Genomic DNA, 23,813 nt, shown 5'->3' on the forward strand with positions numbered 1-23,813 from the left:
CCTAAATTGATGCAGCGATACCAAATAAAGCGCCTACACAAATAGCGAAACCATAAGGTACACCGCGTGTATAAGGTTCTTTCTTGTACCAAGAAAAAAGAATGAGTATTGCAGCTTGTAAACCACCAATAAAAACAATGACCATAATGGTCAAGAGTAAATAACTTGGGGAAATTGCAATTGAGAAAGCAAACAGTAGTTTTGCATCTCCGCCACCCATCATATTGAATCGATTGAGCATGAACCCACAGATTAAAACCAAGCTTGAATTAATGATGCTCAAATAATCGTAGTTATTAATAAAAATCAGCAAGCACAATACAAATATGCACACGCAATTAAAATTAGATATGTGCCTTATTTTTAAATCTGAAATACAGATAAATACAGACAATGTGGCTAAAAATAGCCACAAATAAGATGCCATCAAATAACTTATTAGTTAGGTGTATTAGCTGATGAAATATTGGTCGTAATTGTACTTATTGCGTCAGTCAGTGCAGTACGCAAAGAACCATTGAATACAGCTAATACGATAGATGAGATAGCTACACCAATAATTGCGTATTCGATAGCGGTAACACCACGTTGATCTTTTTTGAACTCGTTAAGTGCAATAGCTGATTTTACATATAATTTAGTGATCATGATTTTCGACCTTAATAGTGAATGAAATTGATACAGAGAATCTAAATTTGATCTCTTCGATTAAGTTCATTCTATTTAATCAAATAACGAAAAAAATACACACTAAGGAAAACCAAGGGAGTTTAAACTGTTAACAAGCAACGCAGCTTACACTCCCTTAAAGACTGGCAGTTACCGGTTACTTACACTTTAGAAGGTATCCACGATTAACAACGCTAGGAGAAATAATGAAACGGGTTTATTTAATACTAAAATCAATGTTCATCGCATTACTACTGTCTCAGAATACGATTGCTTATGCAGAAGCGATTAAAGGTAAGCATTACGATAAAATCAAAAATGATTTTTATGAAGAAAGCCTTGGCGTTGAAAAGTTTTTTTCTTTAACTTGTCGGCCTTGTTGGAAGTTAAGTATGATGCTGCCTAATATCAGTAAGCAGAGCCAGCAGCATATATATAAAACACATGTCGTATTTGATGATGTAACGCGATCCGCAGCAACACTGTATTACTCTGCGACAGTTCAAAATAAAAATCTTCCAGAGAATTTTATCCGCGAACTCTTTTTAATTGTTCAAGCATCAGCACCAATTAAAGGTAGCTCGGTAGCGAACCTGTTTACTCGTTACCAACTTAACCCTATCAGTCAACTAACAGAAGAACAGCAAGCGAAAGTTAATACACAGCTGGCTCGTTCAGAAAAATTGACTGCACAAGCCACAATCATGCAAATTCCAAGCATCATTGTAAATGGTACATACCAAGTAAATATGCGCCCACATAAGTCTATTGCTGAGCTATCAGAAACAATTAAATATCTGACCGATTTGAAGCATTCATGAGTTAAAAATAGAGTATTACGCGAAGATATCTCCCCCTAATTTATAAAAAAGGGGGAGATCAGAGATAACCGTTTAGTGGCTCATTACCAGTGTAACCTGTCCACCATCGCTATTATTATGAAGAAAGACCTGCCCGTTCAACAGCTTCGTTAATTCAAATATTAAAACCAAGCCTATGCCAAATCCATCTTTACTTAAAATATTAGCAATATCCCCGTTATTAACGGCTGATATTGTTTTTTCTGTAAAGCCCTTACCATCGTCCTTAATTTTCACAACATCCACATTAGGGTAGGATGTAAGTGAAATTAGAATCGTTTCATTTGCATAACGTTCGGCATTAGATAAGATATTTAAAAATAGAATTTTAAGCAGCTTGGCATCACTTTGGATTGTTTTAGAACAGTTAACTAACTCGAAGTTTTTATGTCCTCCCAGCGTTGAAATTGTTGATTCCAAAACATCAACCAAATTGATTTTCTCTTGGCACAACACCACTTCTTTGTTCAACAGTTTAAAGAGGTGGAGACTGCTTTCACACAGCGTATTTAGGCTACAGACTTGCGTACCCAAACGCTCTAAAAGAAATTCATTGTTACCTTTATTCGACACCAGTATATCGCTGGTTAGCTGAATAGCGGCTAAGGGGGTTCTTATATCGTGTGGTAGTGTTGCATAAAGCATTTTTTGTTTAATAATCAGTTCATCAATCGCACTCGCCATCTTGTGTTGATTTCGTATCAAACTCCGAATCGACTCAGGCCCAGTTTCTTCCACTCGGGTCTTAAACTTCCCCTCAGAATAGCTCTCGGATAAGAAGTGAAGAGACATGATCCCATTACTCCACGCTCGAAGCGATATCAACAAAATCATCAAGGTGCATAAAATTTGAATCGCATCATCTATTAATTCAATGGTTTTTAGTTCCTTTACCACTGGCGCATTCGCGTAGGCTTCACTATCAAACGTCGCTCGAATAAACTTAACATCATCATGACTGCTTGTAATCGAATGCAAGTTGTCCAGAGGTAAATCTGCAGCGTAATTAGAGTCTATATTACATTGAAACTGCCAGATAGCCGCATCCGTATGAGTATGGTTGTCATGGTTTTCCAAACCCTCTATCACCATTTCGACACGATTAAGGTTTAGCTGGTCTTCAAGCGCTTCCTTTTGAGGGTTTATGAAAATATCAGAAATAATTGAACTGACAATATAGCCCAATATCACGGAGGTAAAGACCTGGGTAATGAATGTTTTCATCGCTTTATCATAGGGTAAGAAAGAAAGAAACCTTTTGAACGTCGATTTTTTATCAACTCAATACCCGGTAGTTGTATAGCAAATTTCTTTCTCAACGAAGAGATACGCATATATATAGAACGGTCTTCTTCGTGATAACTAAAACCATGAATTTTTTCGAATAATACAGCGACAGATATAGGCTGTTCCGCATCTGACAATATTTCTAATAATTCATATTCCGAGGGAATGAGTTTAATCTGAATTTGATTGTAAAACACACTCGAATGCAGGGCACTTAGATAAAACTGATCACGGCTTAAATTTTCTTCTTGTTGTTCGTCAACTTGCTTTTCAACCAAGTATAGGTCTAGTTGACGCTTAATTCTTTCACTTAACACTTTCGTTCTGATCGGCTTAGTGACGTAATCATTTGCCCCTAAAAGTAGAGAGTTTGTCTCTGTTAACTCTGTATCGTTGGCGGTCATCATTACTATTGGCGCTTCAAATTCCAGATCTTTTAACGCTTTGAGTACGCTTAATCCTGAAGTATGTGGAAGCTGTATATCTAGGAGTACAAGTTTGGGGTTTTTTTCAATTATGAATTCTACAGCACCATCACCAGTATCAAGGCAGTCGATATCATAACCTTCTATTTCAGAAAGAAAATAACACAACATTTCTCGTAACTGAAGATCATCCTCAATGATTACAATGTCTAGCATATAATACCTATATTCTTTGATTCTGCGAAAATGGCAGAACCTTTATAGCCATAACTCAAGTGGTTAAAATGAAATAAACATAATCTATGTAGAATCAATTAAACGACATTAAATCAACAATTAACCTTCTCCAGATTATCTCTCTAATAAAGCAAACAACGCAATGTTTAAATTGCATTTATATGATATTTAATAAGCACATAATGATAACAGTGTAATTATAAAACAATTAATACCACAATTTGAGTAGACCATAGAGGAAGTATTCACATTACATTAATATAAGCATAAATATAACAAGAAGGGAGCTTAATTAAAGAGCTGCGGCAATCGCATATACCGTTAAAAATAAAATACTATGATTCTCCCAACGAGATAACCAGATTGAATTGCCATCCCTGTAAAACAAACATAAGCTTGCATTTATTTTAATCAGACTTAGAATGCTCATAATATCAATCAATTAAGAGGCTTAAATGCTAAAAGGATTTACACTAATAGCGATCACGCTACTTTCATTCAGCGCATTCGCAACACCAACACCAACACCATCAGAACTGTTCTCAACCCTAAATCAACGATTGAGCTACATGGAAGATGTTGCCTTATATAAAGCAAATAACAATAAACCTATTGAAGACATTGAACGCGAGAAAGTGGTCATCGATAAAGCGAGTAAATCAGCAGAAAAAGTAGGCTTAGATAAACAAAGCGTGGTTGGTTTTTTCCAAACCCAAATCTCGGCGGCAAAAGCCATTCAATATAGATACCGCGCTGATTTATTAAGTCAAACCACCAGCAACACACCTCGAGATCTAAAAACGGTCATTAGACCAGCACTGATCAAACTGGGCAAGGAAATCAATACAAAACTGGCTTTATATTTAAATGAAGGTGGTAAATTTACAGCACAAGACTGGGAAACATTTAAAGTCACGCTGGATTCTCGTTATTTGACTGATGCAGACAAACAAGCGCTATTTAAGGCTTTATCACAAATACGACTTAAGTAAATCATAATCAGGGCACTACTTAGTGCCCTGATTATTAGAACAGTGGTAATTTGGTCGAGTTCTTAATTTCTTTTACCGCAATATTAGATTGAATTGAATCAACCACTTTTATGCGACGTATTTCAGAAATCTTGTCATAGTATTCGTCGAGATCTCTCGCTACAATTTGAAGAATAAAATCCGCACTGCCCGCAATACAAAAACACATGAGCACCCAATCAAAATCTCGAATAATCTGCTCAAATTTATCAGTCTCTTCTGGAGCATGATTATTTAAAGAAACCAGACTAAAGCCTATCACATTAAAACCAAGCTTTTTACGGTCTAAAACCGCCGTATAATGAGTCACAATCCCTTCTTTCTCAAGTCGCTTCCAGCGTCTCCAACAGGGCGTTTCGCTTAAATTAACCCGTGGACCTAACTCATTAATCTTAATTCTACAATCGCGCTGCAAATGATCAAGGATAGTTAAATCGGTGCCATCTAGCATTGTATTAGTGTTTTTTTTCACATTTACTCCATTAAACGAAAAAAACCTCTATTTTGAATCGTTATTGTAAAGTACATAGCAGTTTAATTTCAACGTACTTATGTAAACATATGTTTCTACTTTGTGAATAATCACAAATTAGAAGTCATGTTAAAATAATAAGGAACCTTGATGTTTAGTCATGAATTTTATGCCTTAGTGATTATTACGTTAGTCACTGTCATAACCCCAGGTCCAGACTTTGTGGTGGTTGTCAAAAATACGGTTAGTGTATCGAGACGGGCGGGTTTTTTAACTGCGTTTGGTATTGCCACTGCAATTTGGGTACATATATTTTATTCTATTGTCGCGGTCCAATTTGTGGCAACGCAATCTGAATTTATATTTGAGGTAATTCGACTACTCGGGGCAAGCTATCTATTCTGGCTAGGATGGAAATCATTAACGTCGACACCACAACCTTTGGCAACAAAAGAAAATGAAATTCAGCGTTCTGCATTTTGGAAACAAGGTTTTATTAATAATCTACTAAACCCTAAAGCTACGCTCTTCTTTATCAGTATTTTTAGTCAAGTGGTCGCCCCCAATACTCCTCTCTTCCTTCAAGTCGGATATGGTGTAGTAATAACGATTATCTGCTTTTCGTGGCTTTGCTTCATCTCAATAATGCTAACCATTGATAGTACGAAGCCTTACGTCAATAAAATAGTGCAACCAGTTGAAAAAATAGCAGGCGTTATTTTTGTCTCCTACGCATCAATAGAGATTTATAACAGTTATCAACTTCACTTTTTATAATTATTGAGCAACGCTATGAAAGCTCGAGCCTGCATTGCTCGAGCTTAGCTGCAAAATATCTACATGAAATACTGGTCCGCAGAAAACCAATCATCAATCATCAAAAATCACGATAAGCCTGCACTAATTTATCCAAAAAACCACCCAATAATTGATTCATGCGTGTTGTCGAATGTTTAAGGATCGAACTCGGATCTTGAATATACTGACCTCTTGAGTCAATATTAAATGCTAACTGATCATGTTCAATCAAAGGAGGCAACTGCTCACTTATAAACTCAAGGTGACACTGGAAGCCATAAACTAACGTTGAATATCGCACGATTTGTCGTGGACATCCTTTACTTACCGCCAATACCACACTGTCACTTGTCAATCCCGGCATGTCATTATGCCAATGACCCACAACCTCTGCTAAATCAAACTCTGCTAATTTGGAGTCAATGTGCCCATGCTCTGTCATCACAATAGGAAAGTAACCAATCTCTTGCTCAGGGCTTGTTTGGTACGCAGCGCCTAAGGCTTCACCAATTAACTGCGCCCCCAAACAAACTCCAATAACGGCTTTGTTATTCGCGATTGCCTGTTTAATGAATGCTTGCTCGCCAAGGCTATCAAAGTGCGGACACTCCTCTTGACGAGTACTCGGGTTCTGCGGTCCGCCCAATATAACAAGTACATCAAATGCTTCATTTTCATAAACTAAGGGGTCATTTAAGTAAACGCGAGTGAAGCTAACTTGATAGTTATTTAGATGCGCCCACTCAGTGAAATACCCCGGCCCTTCGTAAGATTCATGTTCAATAAAATGAATTCTCATATTTCCTCTATAACGATTCAGACTATTGGCTTTATGTTACACTCACCCCATGATGACTGGATAAGGCCACTGAGACACATAACCATGCCAAACCGACAAGTACTATCTGCGAACACGTTAATAGAACAAAATCATCAGGCCCTCGCGCTGGTCAAAACAATCGAAATGCATAAGGGCTTTGTTGACAAGCTACATCATCACACCTGGCACCAACTTATATTTCCAATCCAAGGCTTGATACAAACAGAAGCGGATCAATGTCAGTTCCTTGTACCCCATACCACTGCGATCTTTATTCCAGCTGGTGTCTGCCATGAATCGATTGCCATAACCAATACCACGTTTATTGGTCTGTATATCAATCCCCAATATGGGCGATGTCATGATATAAATGATGGGCAGCGACTTAAGCAAGTTTCGATGACGCCTTTTCTCAAAGAACTAATCTTGATGATTAGACAGCAATGCCAAGCTGAGCTGGCGACCTCTCATGGCAACACGTTACGCTTAATAGAGGTGCTGTATGACCAAATCCATACAAGTGAATCTTTCAAATTTAAATTATTAGTTCCAAAAGACCGAAGAATAAAGATGATCTTTGAGGCATTGACTGAAAAACCAGATCTCGATTTAACATTATCAAAATGGGGTGAGATCGTTGGGGCATCTGAACGAACGCTTTCTCGCATATTTGCTAAAGAGTTCAATACCTCGTTTGCTTTGTGGCGACAACATTTACGCCTGATCCAGTCACTGCCTCTGCTAGAGTCAGGACTTTCAATACAAAACGTGGCGCATCAGGTGGGCTATCAAAATGATTCCTCTTATATAAAAGCATTTAAAGACCGCTTTGGCCTAACACCACAGCAGTTTCGCTTAAGGGATCATCGAATTTATGAGGCGCGGTAGAATAAGCCGCACCTGTTGCTCGATAACAAGTGCAACAAGGCTGAAGTAAGAGTCACACGACCACCAGCATCTAAATAATTAAAGCCTTCTTCAGTTAAACGAGTCTATCCCATTTTATATAGTATCGGTTGCATTCACTCCTTCCCATGTAATATAGTGATAACAAGGTGTTAACATAAGGGTAACACCTATCATCCCCACTTTAACTACAATTTGGATTAATAAATGCCTATAGTAAATCAAGTTCACCTTACAGAGTTAAGATGTATCCACACCGATAATTATGTGGGTTACGACAATTACAGACTCGAATCTAGACTCGATAACGGTCCGTGGACTAAATTTCATGAAGGCAGTTTAAATACTGGATTACACACCACATTAGATTACGAAATGATATTTGTAGATCAAGCTGAGATTCGTCTTATTAATGAAGATATGATCACTTCTGATGATGACCTTGGTACTGTGACTATCAACCCTGAACATGCTTGGAGTATGGCGATATTTGAAACATTTTCAGCTGAATATGAATTAAAATTTAGCGTTGCTCCCCATCTAGAGAAAGCGCTCACAATGGCAAAAGACATTGCTAGTGAGCAGCGCCAATTAACTCATGAGGAGGTAATGGCTCGGAGAGAACCATCAGATGCTGAATTGGACCAACTTGCCATGTCAAAGTTGCCCGAATTAATGGCAAATGGGGCTGATGCGGTACTTACTGATGTCTTAACTACAAAGGCAAGAATGATGGCCGGCGAGGAAGGGCTTGAACCCCTACTTGGTGGTGACCTTGCTAGGCTTATCGAGTTACTGAACCCGCTGAAAGGTGTTATTGACGTCTACAGAAAAAGACAATACGCCACATTCCTGTTGGGAGGAGAGATAGATGTATCACAGGTTGTTGGCGAAGTTATAGGGGTCAGCTATGGATTAGCGTTGGCAATGGATTTCACTGAATGCCGATGGATTATTGAAGTTGGCGCTGGTATAGGTTTGCATGCTGGTGTCAGTGGTGGCATGTGGTTCGGATTTAACCGTAATCCCCCTGAGGATGTTGGTGGAACTACGGTGGATTACGTTTACGGTTTTGATCTTAGTCCATTAAGCGGAGTGATATCCGCCTCGTTTGATCTCAATATCGATTACAATATACCAACGTTTAACCTTCAAGAGGTGTGCTATGGTATAAAAACTGGTGGGCTGCTTGAGCGTAGTGTAGGGGTAGCCTATTGTTATGTTATGAGTAAGAATAACATCACTAATGGATTTCAAATGATAGATGTTGGATAAGCAATAAGTTACAACCATTGGGCATAATCGTTTTTATGCCCCCTCTCATTTAACCAGTTTCTTATTTCACTTGGAATTTATTCAACCAACTGGCGAAATCATCCGTTAGTTTCACTAATATTTCCGCGCTTTACTCACCACTAGAAACAGTACTTGATAGTTTACAGCTACTTTCTTCAATCATATTCACCTGCATCGCAATATCTTCGCCCACCACTCTTTGCTCTGCTGCTGCGGTCGCGATTTCATGGCTCATTGATGAAATGGTTTCTAGCGCAGTCACAATTTGAGCCAAGGCCTCGGATGCATGTTGTGACTTCGTCACTGTGCTAGCGCTGGTTTCAGCACAAATGTCCATGGTTGAAATTGCATTACGAGAACCTGTTTGCAGGTTCCTCACCATTTGTTTAGTGCAGTCTTGTGTTCGCCCAGTGACATACTCATGGTTTGCACCGCACCGTAAATGCTGTCTTTTGGTGAATAGGGCTATTTTACTAATTATTATCGTTAGAATACCGATTAAGCATAGTATGAAATATAAATTCATTTCACCACCACGACCTATAGGAGTTTAATACCATGATGAATCTCGCCCTCGTTCACCGAATTTCTAAAGTAATTATTAGTATGTCTATTAGTCTTTTATGCCTGCTTGTCGGTATCGATAATATGCTTGATTTCAACGCTAATTATCAATTTGTGCAGCATGCTTTGATGATGGATTCGATGTTTGACGCCAATGCCGTTGAATATCGCACTGTAACGAATCCAACCTTTCACCTCATCAGCTATGTCGTTATTATTATTGCTGAGCTATTGGCTGGTATCTTTGGTTTAATCGGAGGCATCGTAATGGCTAAAAATATCAATAAAGCAGAATTTTCACAGGGTCAAGCATGCTTCTTATTTGGTGGTTCAGTGGCGATTGCACTCTGGTACCTAGGCTTTGCAGTTAACGGTGGTGAATGGTTTTCGACGTGGGCAAATCAATGGAATGGTCAAATAAAAGCGTATACTTTTGCAACATTTATCCTTGTCTCGATGATTTATGTGTTAATTCCAACACCAGAAGAAAAAGAATGTGCTTAGGGTAAGCAGTATAGCGAGTATTACCCAATGAACTTATGTAGAAAAGGCCTCGAACAGACTAAACCGACAGATACGCTACAGTAATAAATAGATTTACTGTAGACTGTTTAGGTCTTTCTTATACGAGCGCTTTCAATGTCTAATACCTGTCAAGAAAATCAATCAACTGCTAATATTTCACTCGCACAGTTAACGCAGCAACTCGATGCGATGCACATTGCCCAATTAACCTCATTTGCTTATGGCCTGCCGCCACTGTATTTTTGCCGTGAATATTTAGAGCAAGACGAGCAAACTGCCATTGGTCATTGCTTACAACGCTTAGAAAATGGCATAAGCAATCAGGATTTCACTTTAGACAGGTTAACTGTTTTATTAGCAGAGAACGATTATTACGACGACTACGAAGCGCGTCTACGTTTAGGGCCAGAGCCCGTATAACAAGAGGCTAAATAATTATCACACAGCATTTATTATATCCGATGTTATTGTAAAAAAGCGCCGTAAATAGGCGCTTTTGGTTATTTATCAACTGAGTACAATGAACAGCGACACACCATTTCTTTTTATCTGTAATAGCATTGATGAATCGCTTAGCTTTAATGATTTTTGAAAAGATTCAATGTCGTAAACTTTACGCTTATTTGCTCCAACAATAATATCATTTGGACGCAGACCACTGTAGGCAGCAGGTGAGCCAAGCAATACCTTATTGACCAAAACACCTTTGCCACTCGAGTTATTTTCAAATTGTGCGCCAGCTAATAAACGATGTGATATAACATTACTTGCTAACATCGAACTAGGTTTACCAACTTTTACCTTGATCTCTTTTTGAACGCCATCACGCAATATAGTTAGCTTTACTCTATCCCCAATAATTTTCATGCCAATTTGACTACGTAATTGAGCAGTCGATTTAGTATTATCACCATCAACAGCTAATATCACATCTCCAGATTTTAACCCCGCGTCGTAAGCTGGTGAGTCTTCTATGACATTGGTGAGCAATACACCTGATTGTCCATTTCTTAATTCAAATACGTCACGTAAGTCCTCGGTAAGATCTTGAATACCAATACCAATTTCACCTCGTTTAACTTCACCATGCGCTAATATCTGTTCCATACTCACTTTGGCCATATTGACAGGAATCGCGAATCCTATACCTATGTTACCACCAGCAGGCGCAATAATTGCGGTATTAATGCCCACAAGTTCACCAGCTAAATTAACCAAAGCACCACCAGAATTACCTGGATTTATTGACGCATCAGTTTGAATGAAATTTTCATAGCCCTCGATACCTAAGCCACTTCGACCAAGTGCACTTACAACCCCCGTTGTTACTGTCTGACCTAAACCAAACGGATTTCCTATAGCCGCAACAAAATCTCCGACTTCGAGCTCTCTTGAATCACTAATATTAACCTCTACAAGGTTATCCGATTTAATAGATAGAATTGCAATATCTAAATCAGGATCGGAACCAACCACCTTCGCGTGAAAACTCCGGCCATCGATCAAAGATACCTGTACGTCATCAGCACCTTTAATAACATGATAATTAGTCATCACGGTGCCATTTTTAGCATCTACAATCACACCAGAACCCGCACTTTGTTGACGCTTTTTTGGTTGCGCTTGGTACTTATTTTGCTTAGGTATATTAAAAAACCGTTTAAAAAAAGGATCATTTAATAATGGATTGTAGCTGTCTTGTTGCGTTGAAAACGTTGAAATATTTACCACTGCTGGGTTAATCTTTTTTAACATAGGTGCTAACGAAGGTAGTGCCGAGCCATTGGCATCAACATTCGGGAGTGCTGCGACAGTTACTTGTGTGAAAAGGCCACAAAAAATAATTAATAAGCTAGCAAAAAATTTTACGTTCATTATCAGTTCCCTTATCAAGGTAAAAACGAGGGGAAAAAGGGCCACTACGTAGCCCTTATGCTAAATTAAACCGTTTTTTCAGCTTTAATTTTCACATTTTCCTCAGATTGATGTTCTATTACTTTTTCTTCTTGGTTTATGGCAATATGTTTAGGTTTCATAGCCTCAGGAATTTCTTTAACCAAGTGAATAGTTAATAACCCGTGCTCAAGATTGGCACTTGTTACTTCTACGTAATCAGTAAGATCAAACTTACGTTTAAATGCCTTATTAGCAATGCCTTGATAAAGGTATTTATGTTCCTCTTTATCTACTTTATTTCCGGAAATAGTAAGGAGACCTTTTTCTACATTGATATCGAGTTCGCTCTCAGAAAATCCAGCAGCTGCGACTGTAATCGCATATTTATTTTCGTCGAGAATCTCAATATTGTAAGGTGGATAAGTTGGTACAGTATTATCAGCACCCAATACGCGACTAAACAAAGGTGCTAATCGGTCAAAACCAATAGTGCTGCGGTAAAGAGGGGTTAAATCGATTGTGTTCATAATATATCCTCCGAAAGAAGCAATACAAAATAAGTAAAAGTGCTGTAAAGGGGGCTTTCAGTGAAACGCCTCCCTTGACAACTATTTTATATAATCGAATTATATTTTTTCAAATATTTATTTATAATAATAATTAATTATTAAATAACAGTCTGGAATATACTTTATTTTCATATCATTACATAAAGCATCGCTAGATTTAGATTGTAAGTGACATTAGTCACACAACCTTCAAGAATTTTACAACCTAGATCCGATTACAATCATTTGAAACTCAATCAATAGTGTGAATTCACTTAACATTACTCTCATACTCTATCAATGGTAAACAGAATGAATTCAAACCCTAAGCCGTTAAACAAACGACATAAAACAGTTTAAAACCAAAAGTTTCAACTCAAATATCTTTAATGATATTGAATACCTCTACAATCCTCAGCGTCATCATGGTATTAATAACAAACGGTCTCCGATAAAATTAGACAAGAAACGCAATTAAAACTGACAATATCCGTGTAGAAAGGGAAAGAATAGGAGCATAATTTTCTGTAACCATAGAGCAAGGACTGGCGTTGCGCGCCTTAAATAATAAAATGTGGAAAGAAATAAAAACATCACTAATCATACAACTTATCTTTGCCGTCTCAATCGCGCTATCTATTATTACGATTTACGCAATTCATAGTTACAAACATCAGCAACAACGCTTATCCGCTCAAAACTTATCGAGCAGTTATGCCAGTATCATTGAGGGTCATATCAATCAGGTATTATCTGCCACATTCCCACTTGCAGCCTTGATCCAAAATAAACATGTTGATGAAGCTGACTTTACTCGGTTCGCAACTGAAATATTGCCTTTCTATCCAGGCATCGCGGCACTCCAACTTGCTCCTGATGGTATTATCCAATATATCGCGCCGTTAACAGGGAATGAACAAGCGATTGGGTATAACTTACTCAGCTCCCCGAGTCGGAATAAAGAGGCTTTTGCTGCCAGAGATAGCGGTAAATTGACCCTAGCTGGACCTTCTAATTTAATCCAAGGAGGGGATGGAGCCGTTGGACGGTTACCTATCTATTTGAACCGCCCAAACGGTGAAGCGTATTTTTGGGGTTTCGTGACTGTTTTAATGCACTTTCCAGACGTATTTGAAATTGCAGACCTACCAGCACTGGTAGAGGCTGGGTTCGCATATCAGTTATCGCATATACATCCAGACACCGAAAAAATTCAAATTTTATCGCACTCACCAGAACCACTATTAGCGAATCCTGTCGCAAATAGTATCAACATTGCCAACGTGACTTGGATGTTAAAAGTGTCCCCCATCAATGGCTGGGTTCACTTCACATCGATTGTCGTAATGTCTCTGTTCGGCGTGATATTTACGATTTTAACCACCTTTTTCGCCATATTAATCATGCGTATAAAGCATAGCCAAGCGTCGCTTAAAAATATTGTCGCGGCACGTACTAAAGAATTGGGCGATAATTTACAACGCTTAAACTTGGCGCTAACGTCAGCAGGTCAAGTTTGGTTTGAGCTAAACGTACAGAGCGGTGAAATTTTATTTGGCGGCCAATACGAACAACTGTCAGAGTACACGCCAGCCAATATTCAATCGACCTTGGCGCAATGGCGAGAAAAAATTCATCCTGATGATCTTCAATCTGCGTCCAATCGATATCAAAAAGCCTTAGTAACCGGCATTCCATTTGAACTTGAATACCGAAGAAAAAACAAAGATGGAAACTGGTTATGGATCCACACCTTCGGTGAGTTTACAGAGAGGAATACACATCAAAAACCAATCAGATGCACAGGCGTTCATACCAATATATCGCAGCGAAAACACATAGAGCTACGTGATAATGCACGCAGTGCCGTGTTAGAAAAATTATTAAAAGGCGAACCATTAAACATCATTTTGGAACATATCGTTAATTTTATCGAACAAGAGCAAACGGGAACACTGTGTTCTGTGCTACTGGCAAATGCACAAGGTACGCATCTTAATGCTGGATTTTCATCGTCCCGCATTCCAGATGATTACAGTGAAGCCGTTAATGGCATTGAAATAGGAGATAGCGTCGGCAGTTGTGGTACTGCAGCATTCACCAAAAAAAGAGTGATTGTAGAGGATATCCAAACTCATCCCTATTGGGCTGATTTTAAAGCGTTAGCAGCCAACGCTCAACTAGCCGCTTGTTGGTCTGAACCGATTATCGGGTCAAACAACCAACTTCTTGGTACCTTTGCAATTTACCAACGTAAGCCAAGTACGCCAACAGAACACGATTTCAAACTGCTCGAATTCGCAGTTCAGCTCAGTGTGATAGCGATTGAACGAAATCTGTCGGATAAAAAGATCAGGCTTTCTTCCCGTGTATTTAGCGATACCAATGAAGGGCTGATGATTACTGATTCGACGGGTAAAATTATTGATATCAACCCAGCTTTCACTCGAACCACTGGTTACAGCCGCCACGAAGTATTAGGTCAAACCCCGAATATCCTGTCTTCTGACAAGCAAAGTCCTGCTTCCTTTATTGAAATGTGGCATAACCTCATTGAGCAAGGCCACTGGTATGGTGAAGTCTGGAATAAAAAGAAAAACGGCGAACTCTTTGCGGCGCGACTGTCTATTTCTTCCCTCACGAATGATGATGATGAGACGTTACACTACGTGGGTTTATTTTCTGATATAACCGAGATTAAGCAACAGCAACAAAAGCTGGAATTGATGGCGCATTATGACATGCTCACCAAGTTACCTAACCGCTCACTGCTTGCTGACCGTTTTAGGTCTAGCATCATCCACAGTAAACAAACTGACACTATGCTCGGTGTTTGTTTTCTCGATTTGGACAATTTCAAACCCGTCAATGATAGCTATGGCCATGACATAGGCGATCAATTACTCATCGCCGTCGCCCAACGTCTCAAAACCAATATCAGAGATGAAGATACCGCGTCACGCCAGGGAGGTGATGAATTTGTCTTGCTGCTGGGTGATATAGAATCATCTGATCACTGTAACGAGATACTGCAACGGATTAATTATTTTCTTGCCCTCCCTTATATCATCGCTGGACACACTTTTAATATCAGTGTCTCGATTGGAGTCACGCTATATCCAAGTGATGATGCCGATTTGGATACTTTATTACGTCACGCTGACTATTCGATGTATCAAGCAAAGTTAGCCGGAAAAAATCGATTCCATCTGTTTAATCCCGAGCACGATCAACTGACCATTCAAAAACACCTGCAACTTGATGAGATACAGCAAGCCTTCTCAAATAATGAACTTGTTTTGTATTACCAACCCAAAATCAATATGAATACCGGAGAAGTATTTGGTGTTGAAGCGTTAATTCGATGGTTGCATCCTGAGAAAGGATTGATCCCACCGCTTGAATTTTTACCGATCATTGAAGGGTCTAAATTAGAGAACCGGATCGGAGATTGGGTTATTAATGAAGCATTAAAACAAATTGTGGCATGGCAAAAACAACGTATTTTTATTGAGGTGAGTGTCAATATCGCGTCCTATCACTTGCTCTCATCCACATTCTTGACTCAACTTGAAAATGCGTTAGCAAGCCACCCCAATTTAAACTCCAAATATTTACAATTAGAAATATTGGAAAGCAGCGCACTGGGGGACCTCAATACAATCCGTAACATTCTCAATACCTGTCAGGATATATTAGGCGTTAATATCGCTCTGGATGATTTTGGTACGGGTTATTCCTCACTGACTCACCTAAAAAACTTGCCTGCTAATACGATCAAAATCGACCAGAATTTTGTCAAAAACATGCTCGACGACCCTGATGATTATGCCATTATTAATGGCGTGCTGGCGCTAGCAGATTCCTTTAATCGCGAAGTCATTGCAGAAGGTGTTGAAACAACGGAACACGGTTTGATGTTGCTAAAAATGGGATGTTATGCGGCGCAGGGTTATGGCATTGCCCGACCTATGCCAGCCACTGAGTTCCCAAATTGGTTACACAATTATACCCCAAACCAGCAATGGCTCGATAGCAACAGCATAATACATACGACCAACGATACGTGAACTTGTGGCTCGTTTGACTTAGCCACAACACGTTGCCTACAAGAGTGAAAAGATAGAGTAGGCAACGATTTTAATAAAGACTAATCTACAACGTCAAGCATGTAAAAGCATATTTTCTATTCATGTCCGCGGGGATGTACTTATTCGAATCAACAACATATATTCCATCAGACTCTTTTGTAACATACCCTTGAATCGTTAGGTAAAGAGGCCAATGATGTTTACCCCCAGGTATAGTACCGTCACTAAAATTAATATCGGAGCTAATCAGCCCTGGAGCACCATAAGTACGTAAACAAAAATCGTTAGCTTGTATCGGCGTCATTTTAACGCCTTCTACCGTACCAAGTCCTTCTCGGAGAATACTTGGTTCAGCAGAATCGAATCCAGGTTCGCTGCCTAAATTCAATTCCTTAAACTCTGTCCATGTATACGGACGGCGAATGCGATAATCTTTACCGGCTACCCTAGCATAAACTTCACGCTTGTAATTCATGCCTACACGACGAGTATCTTTCAAATCAAAAATCATCCCACCTTTTAGTTTATCATTCACCGTCATTTCTCGACAAATATCATCTTTATTTTCAATTTCCTCATCAACAGAAACGCACAGCGATATTGGATAGAAATTATTAAAACTAGGACTCGCGTCATCCACAGCCAAGGGTTTCACTTTATTATCTGTAAAATCTAATGCAATAATCATCGGAACCATTGTTGAAGCTGATTTCCAATAAGAGAGTGAAAAATCAGGATAACCAACTAATTCAGGCGTAATAATACCGCCTTCTTTAAATTCACCATGCCCTTCAAACCAGGCTATATCTTGAGTAACACACTCAGTGTCCCCCTGCTCTTTTGCATTTACAGGAGTAACACAGAAGCGAATTTGATTATCTTTACCTTCATCGCTCATTGCCAGAGTGTAATTCTGATCTCGGCTAACAAGGGTATCAATGCTATTTTTAATAATGCTCCATTCATACTGACTACTGGTTTGAGGATCATTATTTAAATCAAAATATTTGTATTGACCAGATAGGGTATGACCACCAAAACGCAGCCCCTCTATAGCCACATCCATTGCACGTGGCTTTGAGTCTTTCACTGCCCAAACAGTTTCCTCAGGTGTACACGTTTGAGCGCTGTTTTTAGGCCACCCAGTTTGAGCATACGCTGTCACACAACCCTTGATCTTAGTTCCGACCATGCTTTCTTTAAGCGTTAACGAGCGAGTAGCGGCAATGCGAGTTCCGTTTTGATACCAACTAAACGATACTTTACTGGTATCTTCTTTATCACCATCACGGTCTGAAAAATCATAATTTAAATATAAGTTTTGTCCTACTTCAATATCACGAGGTAGCGGCGTCAAATCAACGTCTGGTTGCTCACCAGACTGAGGTTGGATAGCATTAGTTTTACTTGAGCAAGCTAACTTAATTTTTGTTTTTTTATCGAACACGCAAACTGAAATTACCTGACCTTCATCATCTCTCGTTAATAGGTATTCCTTTTGCGTTATGCCTAAAATAGGTTTGTCATTGCGGTACCACTGAATCGACGTTGAATAATCACTACTATCAAACACCCACACATTAAGCGGCGCTCCAACTGTATTATTGGTTGCTGCATTAGGAATTGAGACTCTAGGCGTCATTGGTACATATTTACTATCGATAAGTAATGGTGTTGAACAGGTCTTATTGCCTTTTAAACGATCCCCTTGGTTGATCGGGTTAACGCAAAAACGTATTTCAAGGCCGACATAATTGTTATCCATTGGAATACGGTAGCGCTCACCTCTATGCACGAAGTTACCGCCTATCTCCCAAAATATATCCGATGCGTCTTTTTCAACAGGCATACTTGCAGAAAAAAATGTGTATGCTCCCTTCAATTCATCACCAAGCTCAATCACATCCCCGTTTAAATTTTGGAATGACACATTTATTGCTTCTGGATTTTCCGATTTCTTGGATTTAGTCGTCGTACCTCCACCACCTCCACCGCCGCCACAAGCAACAAGGGATAAAGCACATAAAGTAACGAGAATTCTCTTCAACATAATTAACTCTTTTGGTATTTTCTAACACGGGCAGCGATGCACCCATATTTTTGAGGTAGGCGATTTTAATGATTAAATGAGGGCAATTCCATCATTAGTTTGTAAGTATTTGTATACACAATGAATTGCAATAACAGCGTTTTGATACGTCTAAATCCAATCGTTCAGGTTGTGCCCTTGGTAAATCTATACCAACTTAGCGTCTGGTTTTCTCCATGAATAATCTAAACAAATAATAATGTTTTTATTCATATTTCCGCCTATGAGATGAACGCTATTTATTATTCGGCGTTTATTTTTTTGCTATGGAATTATATTTATAAAGTGCGTATAAATATAAGGATACAAACCAGAGGTACTCATAAGTGAATACAGACTTTAATCACACTAAAAAGTCCAAAATACAGAAAAAACAATCTAGATCAACAAAGTTGAAACAAAGCCTTTACAGTGATAATAGTTATCAATACGATTCGCGATGAACTCAAAAGTAGTTTAAATGAGTAACAATTAATAAGGACATTATATGAAAAAAATGACTTTAGCGATGCTGATCGTAGTAGCGCCTTTCACTTTAATTAATTCCTCCTTTGCTTCTGCAGCGAAACTTGACGATACAAAACAAATAGTTCAGAAGCGACCAGACTTAGGTATCAGTGTTACGAGTGCTAAACGTGAAATAGCATTGGAGCTGAGCCGACAATACACTCAAGTCTTGCCGACTCTACAATCTGACATCAATCGATATAATTTAACTGTTAATGCGGATCAAGTATTGCAATCTAGTGGGGTTGCAACTCAAGCATTACATAAAAGTGAGCAAGCAATTCGTTCGGCAAAAGGTTTATCGAATAAAGCGCTGAATAAATCTGCTTTTAAGGGCAGTGATAATCCTAACTTGGTTCAATTTCGTCTCGCAGATGCAAGTATGCTGAGCGACTGGCGGCAAGGCGTATCACCATTATTTGCCTTCGAGCCAGAAGGAAATGATAAAGACTGGGCTAATATTGAAGCCTATGATCTAAATGGTGATATTCAGCTGCTAGATGTGTATCAGCTGCCAGACAGACCGGTTTTCGTGGTTGAATTAGATAAACAACAAACGATACGTGAAGGGCTAGCGGTAATGCGCGAGATCTTAGCTCAAAGCACAAATTCAGAAAAACAACTCAAGTCGGCCTATCCTCTGCGAAGCGCGTCTAAATCTGGAGATAAGCCGATATCGACGACCTTAATTAAGCAGATAAGCTTACAGGACGATCAGGAACCTTGGATATCAGGTGCTGCTGAGGTATACGCGATAGTGAATGGCGTTAACCCAACCCGCGATGAGCCAGTGCTTGATATCATTGAAATGCCTTATCTTGATTATGCAGAGAAAGAATACTACCCAAATCAAGTCGTCATTCATTGGGAGCGCTATCGTTGGGCTGCAGCTGATATTATATTGATGGAGCATGATGACGGTACTAATTACAAAGAGCTTGCGACACTGCTTGTATCTGCTGCCGAGACAATTTTAAAATCGATCCCAGATCCTGAAGTACAAGGCTTTGCTATTATAGCCACGATTACTAACGGAATAATCAAAGCGTTACCTGATGCTTGGTTTACTAATGACGATGATTTTGTGGATGCGTATTACACCTTACAAGAAGGTGAAACATACACAAACCACTATGGTTCAGGAGGTAATGCAAGGGCGACCTTTGCACCTCTGGTTATTCAGCCAAGGTAAATAATCTGTTACTGAATATTGTGTAATGGTATAAATTAACGCCGTCGTCCTTTGGATTACGGCGTTTAACAAAAATATGATGAAAGCTTATATACAACTCTACGTTTTCTGTATATGTTATAACATTAATTCGATAGCATATTAGAAGTTGTTAAGTTATGTACTCAGACTTGTTTGAACATACAATTAAAAAAAACTTAGCATCGACCCAAGTAACACATGGCTGGGCCGACTCGTCGACTATGGCTATAAAACAACTAAAACGAATTATTACCGCTATTATCCTAGTGATTATTTACTAGGCTGGCGGGTAAACTTCCGTCAGCCTAGCTGACGGGGGATACGATCAAATTACATATCTTCTTTTCAGCAAATCTGCGGAATCAAACTCAATCACAGACGTATAGCCCATTGTGTAAACACTGCCGATGGTTATCTAGAACGTCAAAATTTTGCAGGTATAACGTTTGAAAACTCAAGACATTTTCGTCATCGGTCTTATGACCTTCGCACTCTTTCTCGGTGCTGGTAACTTGATCTTTCCACCAGCGATGGGACTTAATGCTGGCACATCATTATCTTCTGCAATGGGGGGATTTTTACTCACGGCCGTTGGGTTACCCACATTTACTATCATTGTTTTAGGGCGTATTGGTAATATTCGTAACCTAACCAAAGCGCTACCTAACTGGTTAGGGGCAACTTTTTGGGTGTTACTATTCACCGCAATTGGCCCAGCTTTTGGCATGCCAAGAGCGGTCACAGTTGCCTATGAGATGGGCATAAAACCATTTTTAGAAAGCGACCATCTTCTCCTATTTTCTATCATCTTTTCTGCTATTACCTTATTACTTGCCTTCAAGCCAGGCAATATTGTTACCTATATCGGAAAAATAATAACACCAGCCTTAATCTTACTTCTGTGTGGATTAGGTTTCAGCGCATTTATTCATCCTTTAGGTCTGCCTACTACCCCGTATGGCGATTATCAACATAGCGCTGTCACTAGCGGTCTCATTCAAGGCTATATGACTATGGATGCAATTGCTGCAGTGGGTTTTGGTTGGGTTATAATCCAGGCAATCAAAGCAAAAGGGATCACTAGCCAGCAAGATATTGCATCTAGCTCAATTAAGATTGCAGGTATATATGCTGTTTTAATGAGTGCTTGTTATATCGTGATGGGCTATGTTGGGGCAACATCAGCCACGATCGCAGAACACGGCATGAATGGTAGCGTTATTCTAACGCGCTATGTAGCAGAGGCATTTGGTCAATATGGTCAGTACTTACTTGCCGCAATTATTATCATGGCCTGTTTAACGACGACGGTAGGCTTAACCAATGCCTGTGCTGAATATTACCAAGATACCTTTAAAGCCCATTTTGGTTTCACAGCAGCAATCATTGTCGTGCTTACTGGTGTTATTGCGAACTTTGGTCTAGACGAAATCCTAAAAGTTAGTCTACCTGCTATTTTAGTATTATGTCCGATTGCTATCGCACTAACATTGGCCTCTTTTACTGCGTCGATATTCACAGTATCACGCCTTACCCACAGCGGTATGTTAATCACTGCAACCCTGTTTGGCACCCTAGATGCGATCAATATTTTGGGTAAAATGCCTCTCGAATTTAATGCATTATTTGTTCGGTATCTGCCGCTTTATAATGCCAATGCAAGTTGGTTGTTACCATCGGTATTAATACTAATTACTACCGTGATCATTGGCCGTACATCCACTGCAGAAAAGATATTTGGTTGTGTTGATTATCGTCTAAATACACCATCTAATCTCACCGATTACGATTACGAGCGCTGATAACAAAATTAAAAACAAATAATTAAAAACAAATAATTAAAAACTTACCAAACTAAGGTTTAAGGGATTTTATCTTTCGGAGTAAAACCACAATGAAAAAGATTTTGATAGCATCTGCTATTTTAATTGCGGCACCTTTTTCAGCTCAAGCCAATACAGGTCTCGTCGGGGAAAACAAGGTCTTTGGTGGAGATGCAGAGCTAGGAGCGACGTTAACCACAGGTAATACAGAAACGACCTCAATAAAAGGCCGTTTAGATATGAAGCACGAACTCGATAACTGGGAAAATCAGTATTTAATTGAAGCTTTATACAAGGAGGATACAGGAGAAGTCACAGGAAAACGTTATTTTGGCCGGATCCAGGGCAACTATAAATTATCCAATTTAAGCTATATATTTGTGACCGCAAACCATGAAATAGACCCCTTCACCGGTTTTAGATCTACCTCAACAGCTTCTTCCGGTTACGGCCATAAGTTTATTGATAATGGCAAGACTCAGCTTAATATTGAAGTCGGTCCTGGTTATAAATATAAACGTTTAGACAGTGAGAGTGCAGCTGAAGCTGGCTATGATACTGAAGACAGCTGGATTGCGCATGGAGTAATGAACTTTGAAACTAAGATATCTAAAAGCTCTAAGTTTAAGCAGATGTTTGTTGTCGAGCATGGCGAAGATTTCGAAGGGCGCTCTGAAACATCAATTACAGCAAATATTATTGGCGCATTAGCAATGAAATTTGCCGTTATTGTGCGTTATAACGATTCCCCTCTCGACGATAAAGAAAGCACAGATACTGAAACGAATATGACTCTGTTATATGCTTTCTAACCTCTTAGGGGGTTCAAGTTCAATATAGCAAACAAAGGTTACTTACGATGAGAGTGGGAACGATACCCTAATTACTGAATATTGTGTAGTGGTATAGATTAACGCCGTAGTTTAGGATTACGGCGTTAATTATTTCCATCTATATCACACAATGGAAACTTTAATTACTGACTTAACGACACAACAGAATCAACTAAATTTTTAATCCCTACTCTTGCCTCTAAAAGACTATTCGCAAGCATATAAGCTGGCGTTGTTACAACTCGATTCTCAATATCAATAGAAACACTGGTCACATCTTTCACTTCGTGTTTAGCACCAAGTCCTTCAAGTGTTTTTGCGGTATCAGCATCATTACCTATCGTTAGGGTAATATCATCATATACTGCAGTCAGTAGCATTGGTGCTATACACATATAGCCAACAACTTTTTGTGCGTTTTTAAAGTCAGTGGCAACTTTAATGAACTCATTAATTGCTGAAAATTCTGCGCCTTTAATTGCAAAATCACTTAAATTTTTAGCTGCACCAAAACCACCTACAACGATTAACCCGTCAAAATCAATCGCATTTAATTCTGTAATAGGTTTTACATCCCCCCTTGTAATTCTTGCCGACTCAACTAATACATTACGACTTTCATTAACCATCACTTCGCCAGTTAAGTGATTAACGACATGCATTTGTTCCATATCTGGTGCAAAGCACTGGTAAGTCGAGCCAGACTCTTCAATAGACAATAAAGTTAAAACGGCTTCATTTATTTCTGAGCCATCATAAACACCCGTTCCAGATAAAATCACTGCTAATTTAGTCATTATTTACTTCCTATGTATTTAAAAAAGGGGGCTACCTTCGCGACAGATAAACCATACTTCGTTGATACTATTAGTTTTTAAATTAACTACAAGAAAAATAGTAATTTATCTTAACGAACCGTGCAC

22 protein-coding genes are annotated in these 23,813 nt (G+C 39.0%); 11 read left to right on the forward strand and 11 right to left on the reverse strand.

Annotated elements, in window-relative coordinates:
- Position 1: 1 nt before the first annotated feature.
- Both HWV03_RS17525 and HWV03_RS17530 read right to left on the reverse strand, forming a co-directional pair.
- Positions 2–427 carry an A24 family peptidase gene (locus HWV03_RS17525; protein WP_211677043.1) on the reverse strand — a complete coding sequence of 142 codons (426 nt, stop codon included), beginning with the start codon at positions 425–427 and terminating at the stop codon, positions 2–4.
- Between the two features lie 11 nt (positions 428–438).
- Positions 439–648 carry a Flp family type IVb pilin gene (locus tag HWV03_RS17530; RefSeq protein WP_211677044.1) on the reverse strand — a complete coding sequence of 70 codons (210 nt, stop codon included), beginning with the start codon at positions 646–648 and terminating at the stop codon, positions 439–441.
- Between the two features lie 227 nt (positions 649–875).
- Here HWV03_RS17530 and HWV03_RS17535 point away from each other — a divergent pair, with 227 nt between their 5' ends.
- The gene (locus tag HWV03_RS17535; RefSeq protein WP_255546901.1) at positions 876–1,490 is read left to right on the forward strand and encodes a hypothetical protein; all 615 of its coding nucleotides are present in this window, start codon (positions 876–878) and stop codon (positions 1,488–1,490) included.
- Between the two features lie 72 nt (positions 1,491–1,562).
- Here HWV03_RS17535 and HWV03_RS17540 read toward each other — a convergent pair whose 3' ends face one another.
- Both HWV03_RS17540 and HWV03_RS17545 read right to left on the reverse strand, forming a co-directional pair.
- On the reverse strand, positions 1,563–2,753 hold the full coding sequence (locus HWV03_RS17540; RefSeq protein ID WP_211677045.1) for a sensor histidine kinase: 1,191 nt from the start codon (positions 2,751–2,753) through the stop codon (positions 1,563–1,565).
- Positions 2,750–3,457 (reverse strand): response regulator transcription factor, encoded by a 708-nt coding sequence (locus tag HWV03_RS17545; RefSeq protein WP_211677046.1) that lies wholly within the window; start codon positions 3,455–3,457, stop codon positions 2,750–2,752. The genes HWV03_RS17540 and HWV03_RS17545 overlap by 4 nt, the downstream gene beginning before the upstream one ends.
- Before the next feature lie 476 nt (positions 3,458–3,933).
- Between HWV03_RS17545 and HWV03_RS17550 the strand changes: the two genes are divergently transcribed.
- Positions 3,934–4,470, forward strand: a complete 537-nt coding sequence (locus HWV03_RS17550; RefSeq protein ID WP_211677047.1) for a chorismate mutase — start codon at positions 3,934–3,936, stop codon at positions 4,468–4,470.
- A 34-nt stretch (positions 4,471–4,504) separates the two neighbouring features.
- On the opposite strand, the gene HWV03_RS17555 is transcribed toward HWV03_RS17550, so the two are convergent.
- On the reverse strand, positions 4,505–4,981 hold the full coding sequence (locus tag HWV03_RS17555) for an Lrp/AsnC family transcriptional regulator (RefSeq protein ID WP_255546902.1): 477 nt from the start codon (positions 4,979–4,981) through the stop codon (positions 4,505–4,507).
- A gap of 150 nt (positions 4,982–5,131) precedes the next feature.
- Between HWV03_RS17555 and HWV03_RS17560 the strand changes: the two genes are divergently transcribed.
- A complete protein-coding gene (locus HWV03_RS17560; RefSeq protein ID WP_211677048.1) occupies positions 5,132–5,758 on the forward strand; it encodes a LysE family translocator in 627 nt (208 codons plus the stop codon).
- A gap of 100 nt (positions 5,759–5,858) precedes the next feature.
- On the opposite strand, the gene HWV03_RS17565 is transcribed toward HWV03_RS17560, so the two are convergent.
- Positions 5,859–6,578, reverse strand: a complete 720-nt coding sequence (locus HWV03_RS17565; RefSeq protein ID WP_211677049.1) for a glutamine amidotransferase-related protein — start codon at positions 6,576–6,578, stop codon at positions 5,859–5,861.
- 84 nt (positions 6,579–6,662) lie between these two features.
- On the opposite strand from HWV03_RS17565, the gene HWV03_RS17570 reads away from it, so the two are divergent.
- Together HWV03_RS17570 and HWV03_RS17575 are read left to right on the forward strand one after the other, a co-directional pair.
- A complete protein-coding gene (locus HWV03_RS17570) occupies positions 6,663–7,487 on the forward strand; it encodes an AraC family transcriptional regulator (RefSeq protein ID WP_211677050.1) in 825 nt (274 codons plus the stop codon).
- Between the two features lie 225 nt (positions 7,488–7,712).
- Positions 7,713–8,780, forward strand: coding sequence for a hypothetical protein (locus HWV03_RS17575; RefSeq protein WP_211677051.1), 1,068 nt, complete (start codon positions 7,713–7,715; stop codon positions 8,778–8,780).
- A gap of 130 nt (positions 8,781–8,910) precedes the next feature.
- Here the strand turns inward: HWV03_RS17575 and HWV03_RS17580 are convergent, their stop codons facing one another.
- The gene (locus HWV03_RS17580; protein WP_255546903.1) at positions 8,911–9,327 is read right to left on the reverse strand and encodes a hypothetical protein; all 417 of its coding nucleotides are present in this window, start codon (positions 9,325–9,327) and stop codon (positions 8,911–8,913) included.
- Between the two features lie 32 nt (positions 9,328–9,359).
- On the opposite strand from HWV03_RS17580, the gene HWV03_RS17585 reads away from it, so the two are divergent.
- Positions 9,360–9,869 (forward strand): DUF2165 domain-containing protein, encoded by a 510-nt coding sequence (locus HWV03_RS17585; protein WP_211677052.1) that lies wholly within the window; start codon positions 9,360–9,362, stop codon positions 9,867–9,869.
- A gap of 135 nt (positions 9,870–10,004) precedes the next feature.
- On the forward strand, positions 10,005–10,310 hold the full coding sequence (locus HWV03_RS17590; protein ID WP_211677053.1) for a hypothetical protein: 306 nt from the start codon (positions 10,005–10,007) through the stop codon (positions 10,308–10,310).
- Between the two features lie 87 nt (positions 10,311–10,397).
- Here the strand turns inward: HWV03_RS17590 and HWV03_RS17595 are convergent, their stop codons facing one another.
- Both HWV03_RS17595 and HWV03_RS17600 read right to left on the reverse strand, forming a co-directional pair.
- On the reverse strand, positions 10,398–11,765 hold the full coding sequence (locus HWV03_RS17595) for a Do family serine endopeptidase (protein ID WP_211677054.1): 1,368 nt from the start codon (positions 11,763–11,765) through the stop codon (positions 10,398–10,400).
- Between the two features lie 65 nt (positions 11,766–11,830).
- Positions 11,831–12,313 (reverse strand): Hsp20 family protein, encoded by a 483-nt coding sequence (locus tag HWV03_RS17600; protein ID WP_211677055.1) that lies wholly within the window; start codon positions 12,311–12,313, stop codon positions 11,831–11,833.
- A 572-nt stretch (positions 12,314–12,885) separates the two neighbouring features.
- Here HWV03_RS17600 and HWV03_RS17605 point away from each other — a divergent pair.
- Entirely contained in the window at positions 12,886–16,404 is a 3,519-nt protein-coding gene (locus tag HWV03_RS17605; protein ID WP_255546904.1) for a bifunctional diguanylate cyclase/phosphodiesterase, read from the forward strand.
- An 85-nt stretch (positions 16,405–16,489) separates the two neighbouring features.
- Here the strand turns inward: HWV03_RS17605 and HWV03_RS17610 are convergent, their stop codons facing one another.
- Positions 16,490–18,475 (reverse strand): hypothetical protein, encoded by a 1,986-nt coding sequence (locus tag HWV03_RS17610; protein ID WP_211677056.1) that lies wholly within the window; start codon positions 18,473–18,475, stop codon positions 16,490–16,492.
- A gap of 526 nt (positions 18,476–19,001) precedes the next feature.
- Between HWV03_RS17610 and HWV03_RS17615 the strand changes: the two genes are divergently transcribed.
- The 3 genes from HWV03_RS17615 to HWV03_RS17625 all read left to right on the forward strand — a co-directional run bounded on the left by HWV03_RS17615 (position 19,002) and on the right by HWV03_RS17625 (position 22,869).
- Positions 19,002–20,213, forward strand: coding sequence for a DUF3103 family protein (locus HWV03_RS17615; RefSeq protein WP_211677057.1), 1,212 nt, complete (start codon positions 19,002–19,004; stop codon positions 20,211–20,213).
- A gap of 467 nt (positions 20,214–20,680) precedes the next feature.
- The gene (gene brnQ, locus HWV03_RS17620; RefSeq protein ID WP_211677058.1) at positions 20,681–22,036 is read left to right on the forward strand and encodes a branched-chain amino acid transport system II carrier protein; all 1,356 of its coding nucleotides are present in this window, start codon (positions 20,681–20,683) and stop codon (positions 22,034–22,036) included.
- A gap of 92 nt (positions 22,037–22,128) precedes the next feature.
- Complete coding sequence (locus HWV03_RS17625; protein WP_211677059.1) at positions 22,129–22,869, forward strand: DUF481 domain-containing protein; 741 nt, start codon at positions 22,129–22,131, stop codon at positions 22,867–22,869.
- Between the two features lie 164 nt (positions 22,870–23,033).
- Here HWV03_RS17625 and elbB read toward each other — a convergent pair whose 3' ends face one another.
- Entirely contained in the window at positions 23,034–23,687 is a 654-nt protein-coding gene (elbB, locus tag HWV03_RS17630; protein WP_211677060.1) for an isoprenoid biosynthesis glyoxalase ElbB, read from the reverse strand.
- Positions 23,688–23,813: the final 126 nt, after the last annotated feature.

This window comes from Moritella sp. 36, from assembly GCF_018219415.1.
GTDB lineage: Bacteria > Pseudomonadota > Gammaproteobacteria > Enterobacterales > Moritellaceae > Moritella.

Bases quoted from the DNA above. Each gene is read 5' to 3' on its own strand.
- HWV03_RS17615 (WP_211677057.1), top strand. From the start codon at position 19,002: ATGAAAAAAATGACTTTAGCGATGCTGATCGTAGTAGCGCCTTTCACT.
- HWV03_RS17530 (WP_211677044.1), bottom strand. From the start codon at position 648: ATGATCACTAAATTATATGTAAAATCAGCTATTGCACTTAACGAGTTC.
- HWV03_RS17535 (WP_255546901.1), top strand. From the start codon at position 876: ATGAAACGGGTTTATTTAATACTAAAATCAATGTTCATCGCATTACTA.
- HWV03_RS17575 (WP_211677051.1), top strand. From the start codon at position 7,713: ATGCCTATAGTAAATCAAGTTCACCTTACAGAGTTAAGATGTATCCAC.
- HWV03_RS17570 (WP_211677050.1), top strand. From the start codon at position 6,663: ATGCCAAACCGACAAGTACTATCTGCGAACACGTTAATAGAACAAAAT.
- HWV03_RS17560 (WP_211677048.1), top strand. From the start codon at position 5,132: ATGTTTAGTCATGAATTTTATGCCTTAGTGATTATTACGTTAGTCACT.
- HWV03_RS17525 (WP_211677043.1), bottom strand. From the start codon at position 427: ATGGCATCTTATTTGTGGCTATTTTTAGCCACATTGTCTGTATTTATC.
- HWV03_RS17545 (WP_211677046.1), bottom strand. From the start codon at position 3,457: ATGCTAGACATTGTAATCATTGAGGATGATCTTCAGTTACGAGAAATG.
- HWV03_RS17595 (WP_211677054.1), bottom strand. From the start codon at position 11,765: ATGAACGTAAAATTTTTTGCTAGCTTATTAATTATTTTTTGTGGCCTT.
- HWV03_RS17625 (WP_211677059.1), top strand. From the start codon at position 22,129: ATGAAAAAGATTTTGATAGCATCTGCTATTTTAATTGCGGCACCTTTT.
- HWV03_RS17540 (WP_211677045.1), bottom strand. From the start codon at position 2,753: ATGAAAACATTCATTACCCAGGTCTTTACCTCCGTGATATTGGGCTAT.
- HWV03_RS17600 (WP_211677055.1), bottom strand. From the start codon at position 12,313: ATGAACACAATCGATTTAACCCCTCTTTACCGCAGCACTATTGGTTTT.
- HWV03_RS17590 (WP_211677053.1), top strand. From the start codon at position 10,005: ATGTCTAATACCTGTCAAGAAAATCAATCAACTGCTAATATTTCACTC.
- HWV03_RS17565 (WP_211677049.1), bottom strand. From the start codon at position 6,578: ATGAGAATTCATTTTATTGAACATGAATCTTACGAAGGGCCGGGGTAT.
- HWV03_RS17580 (WP_255546903.1), bottom strand. From the start codon at position 9,327: ATGAATTTATATTTCATACTATGCTTAATCGGTATTCTAACGATAATA.
- HWV03_RS17550 (WP_211677047.1), top strand. From the start codon at position 3,934: ATGCTAAAAGGATTTACACTAATAGCGATCACGCTACTTTCATTCAGC.
- elbB (WP_211677060.1), bottom strand. From the start codon at position 23,687: ATGACTAAATTAGCAGTGATTTTATCTGGAACGGGTGTTTATGATGGC.
- HWV03_RS17585 (WP_211677052.1), top strand. From the start codon at position 9,360: ATGATGAATCTCGCCCTCGTTCACCGAATTTCTAAAGTAATTATTAGT.
- HWV03_RS17610 (WP_211677056.1), bottom strand. From the start codon at position 18,475: ATGTTGAAGAGAATTCTCGTTACTTTATGTGCTTTATCCCTTGTTGCT.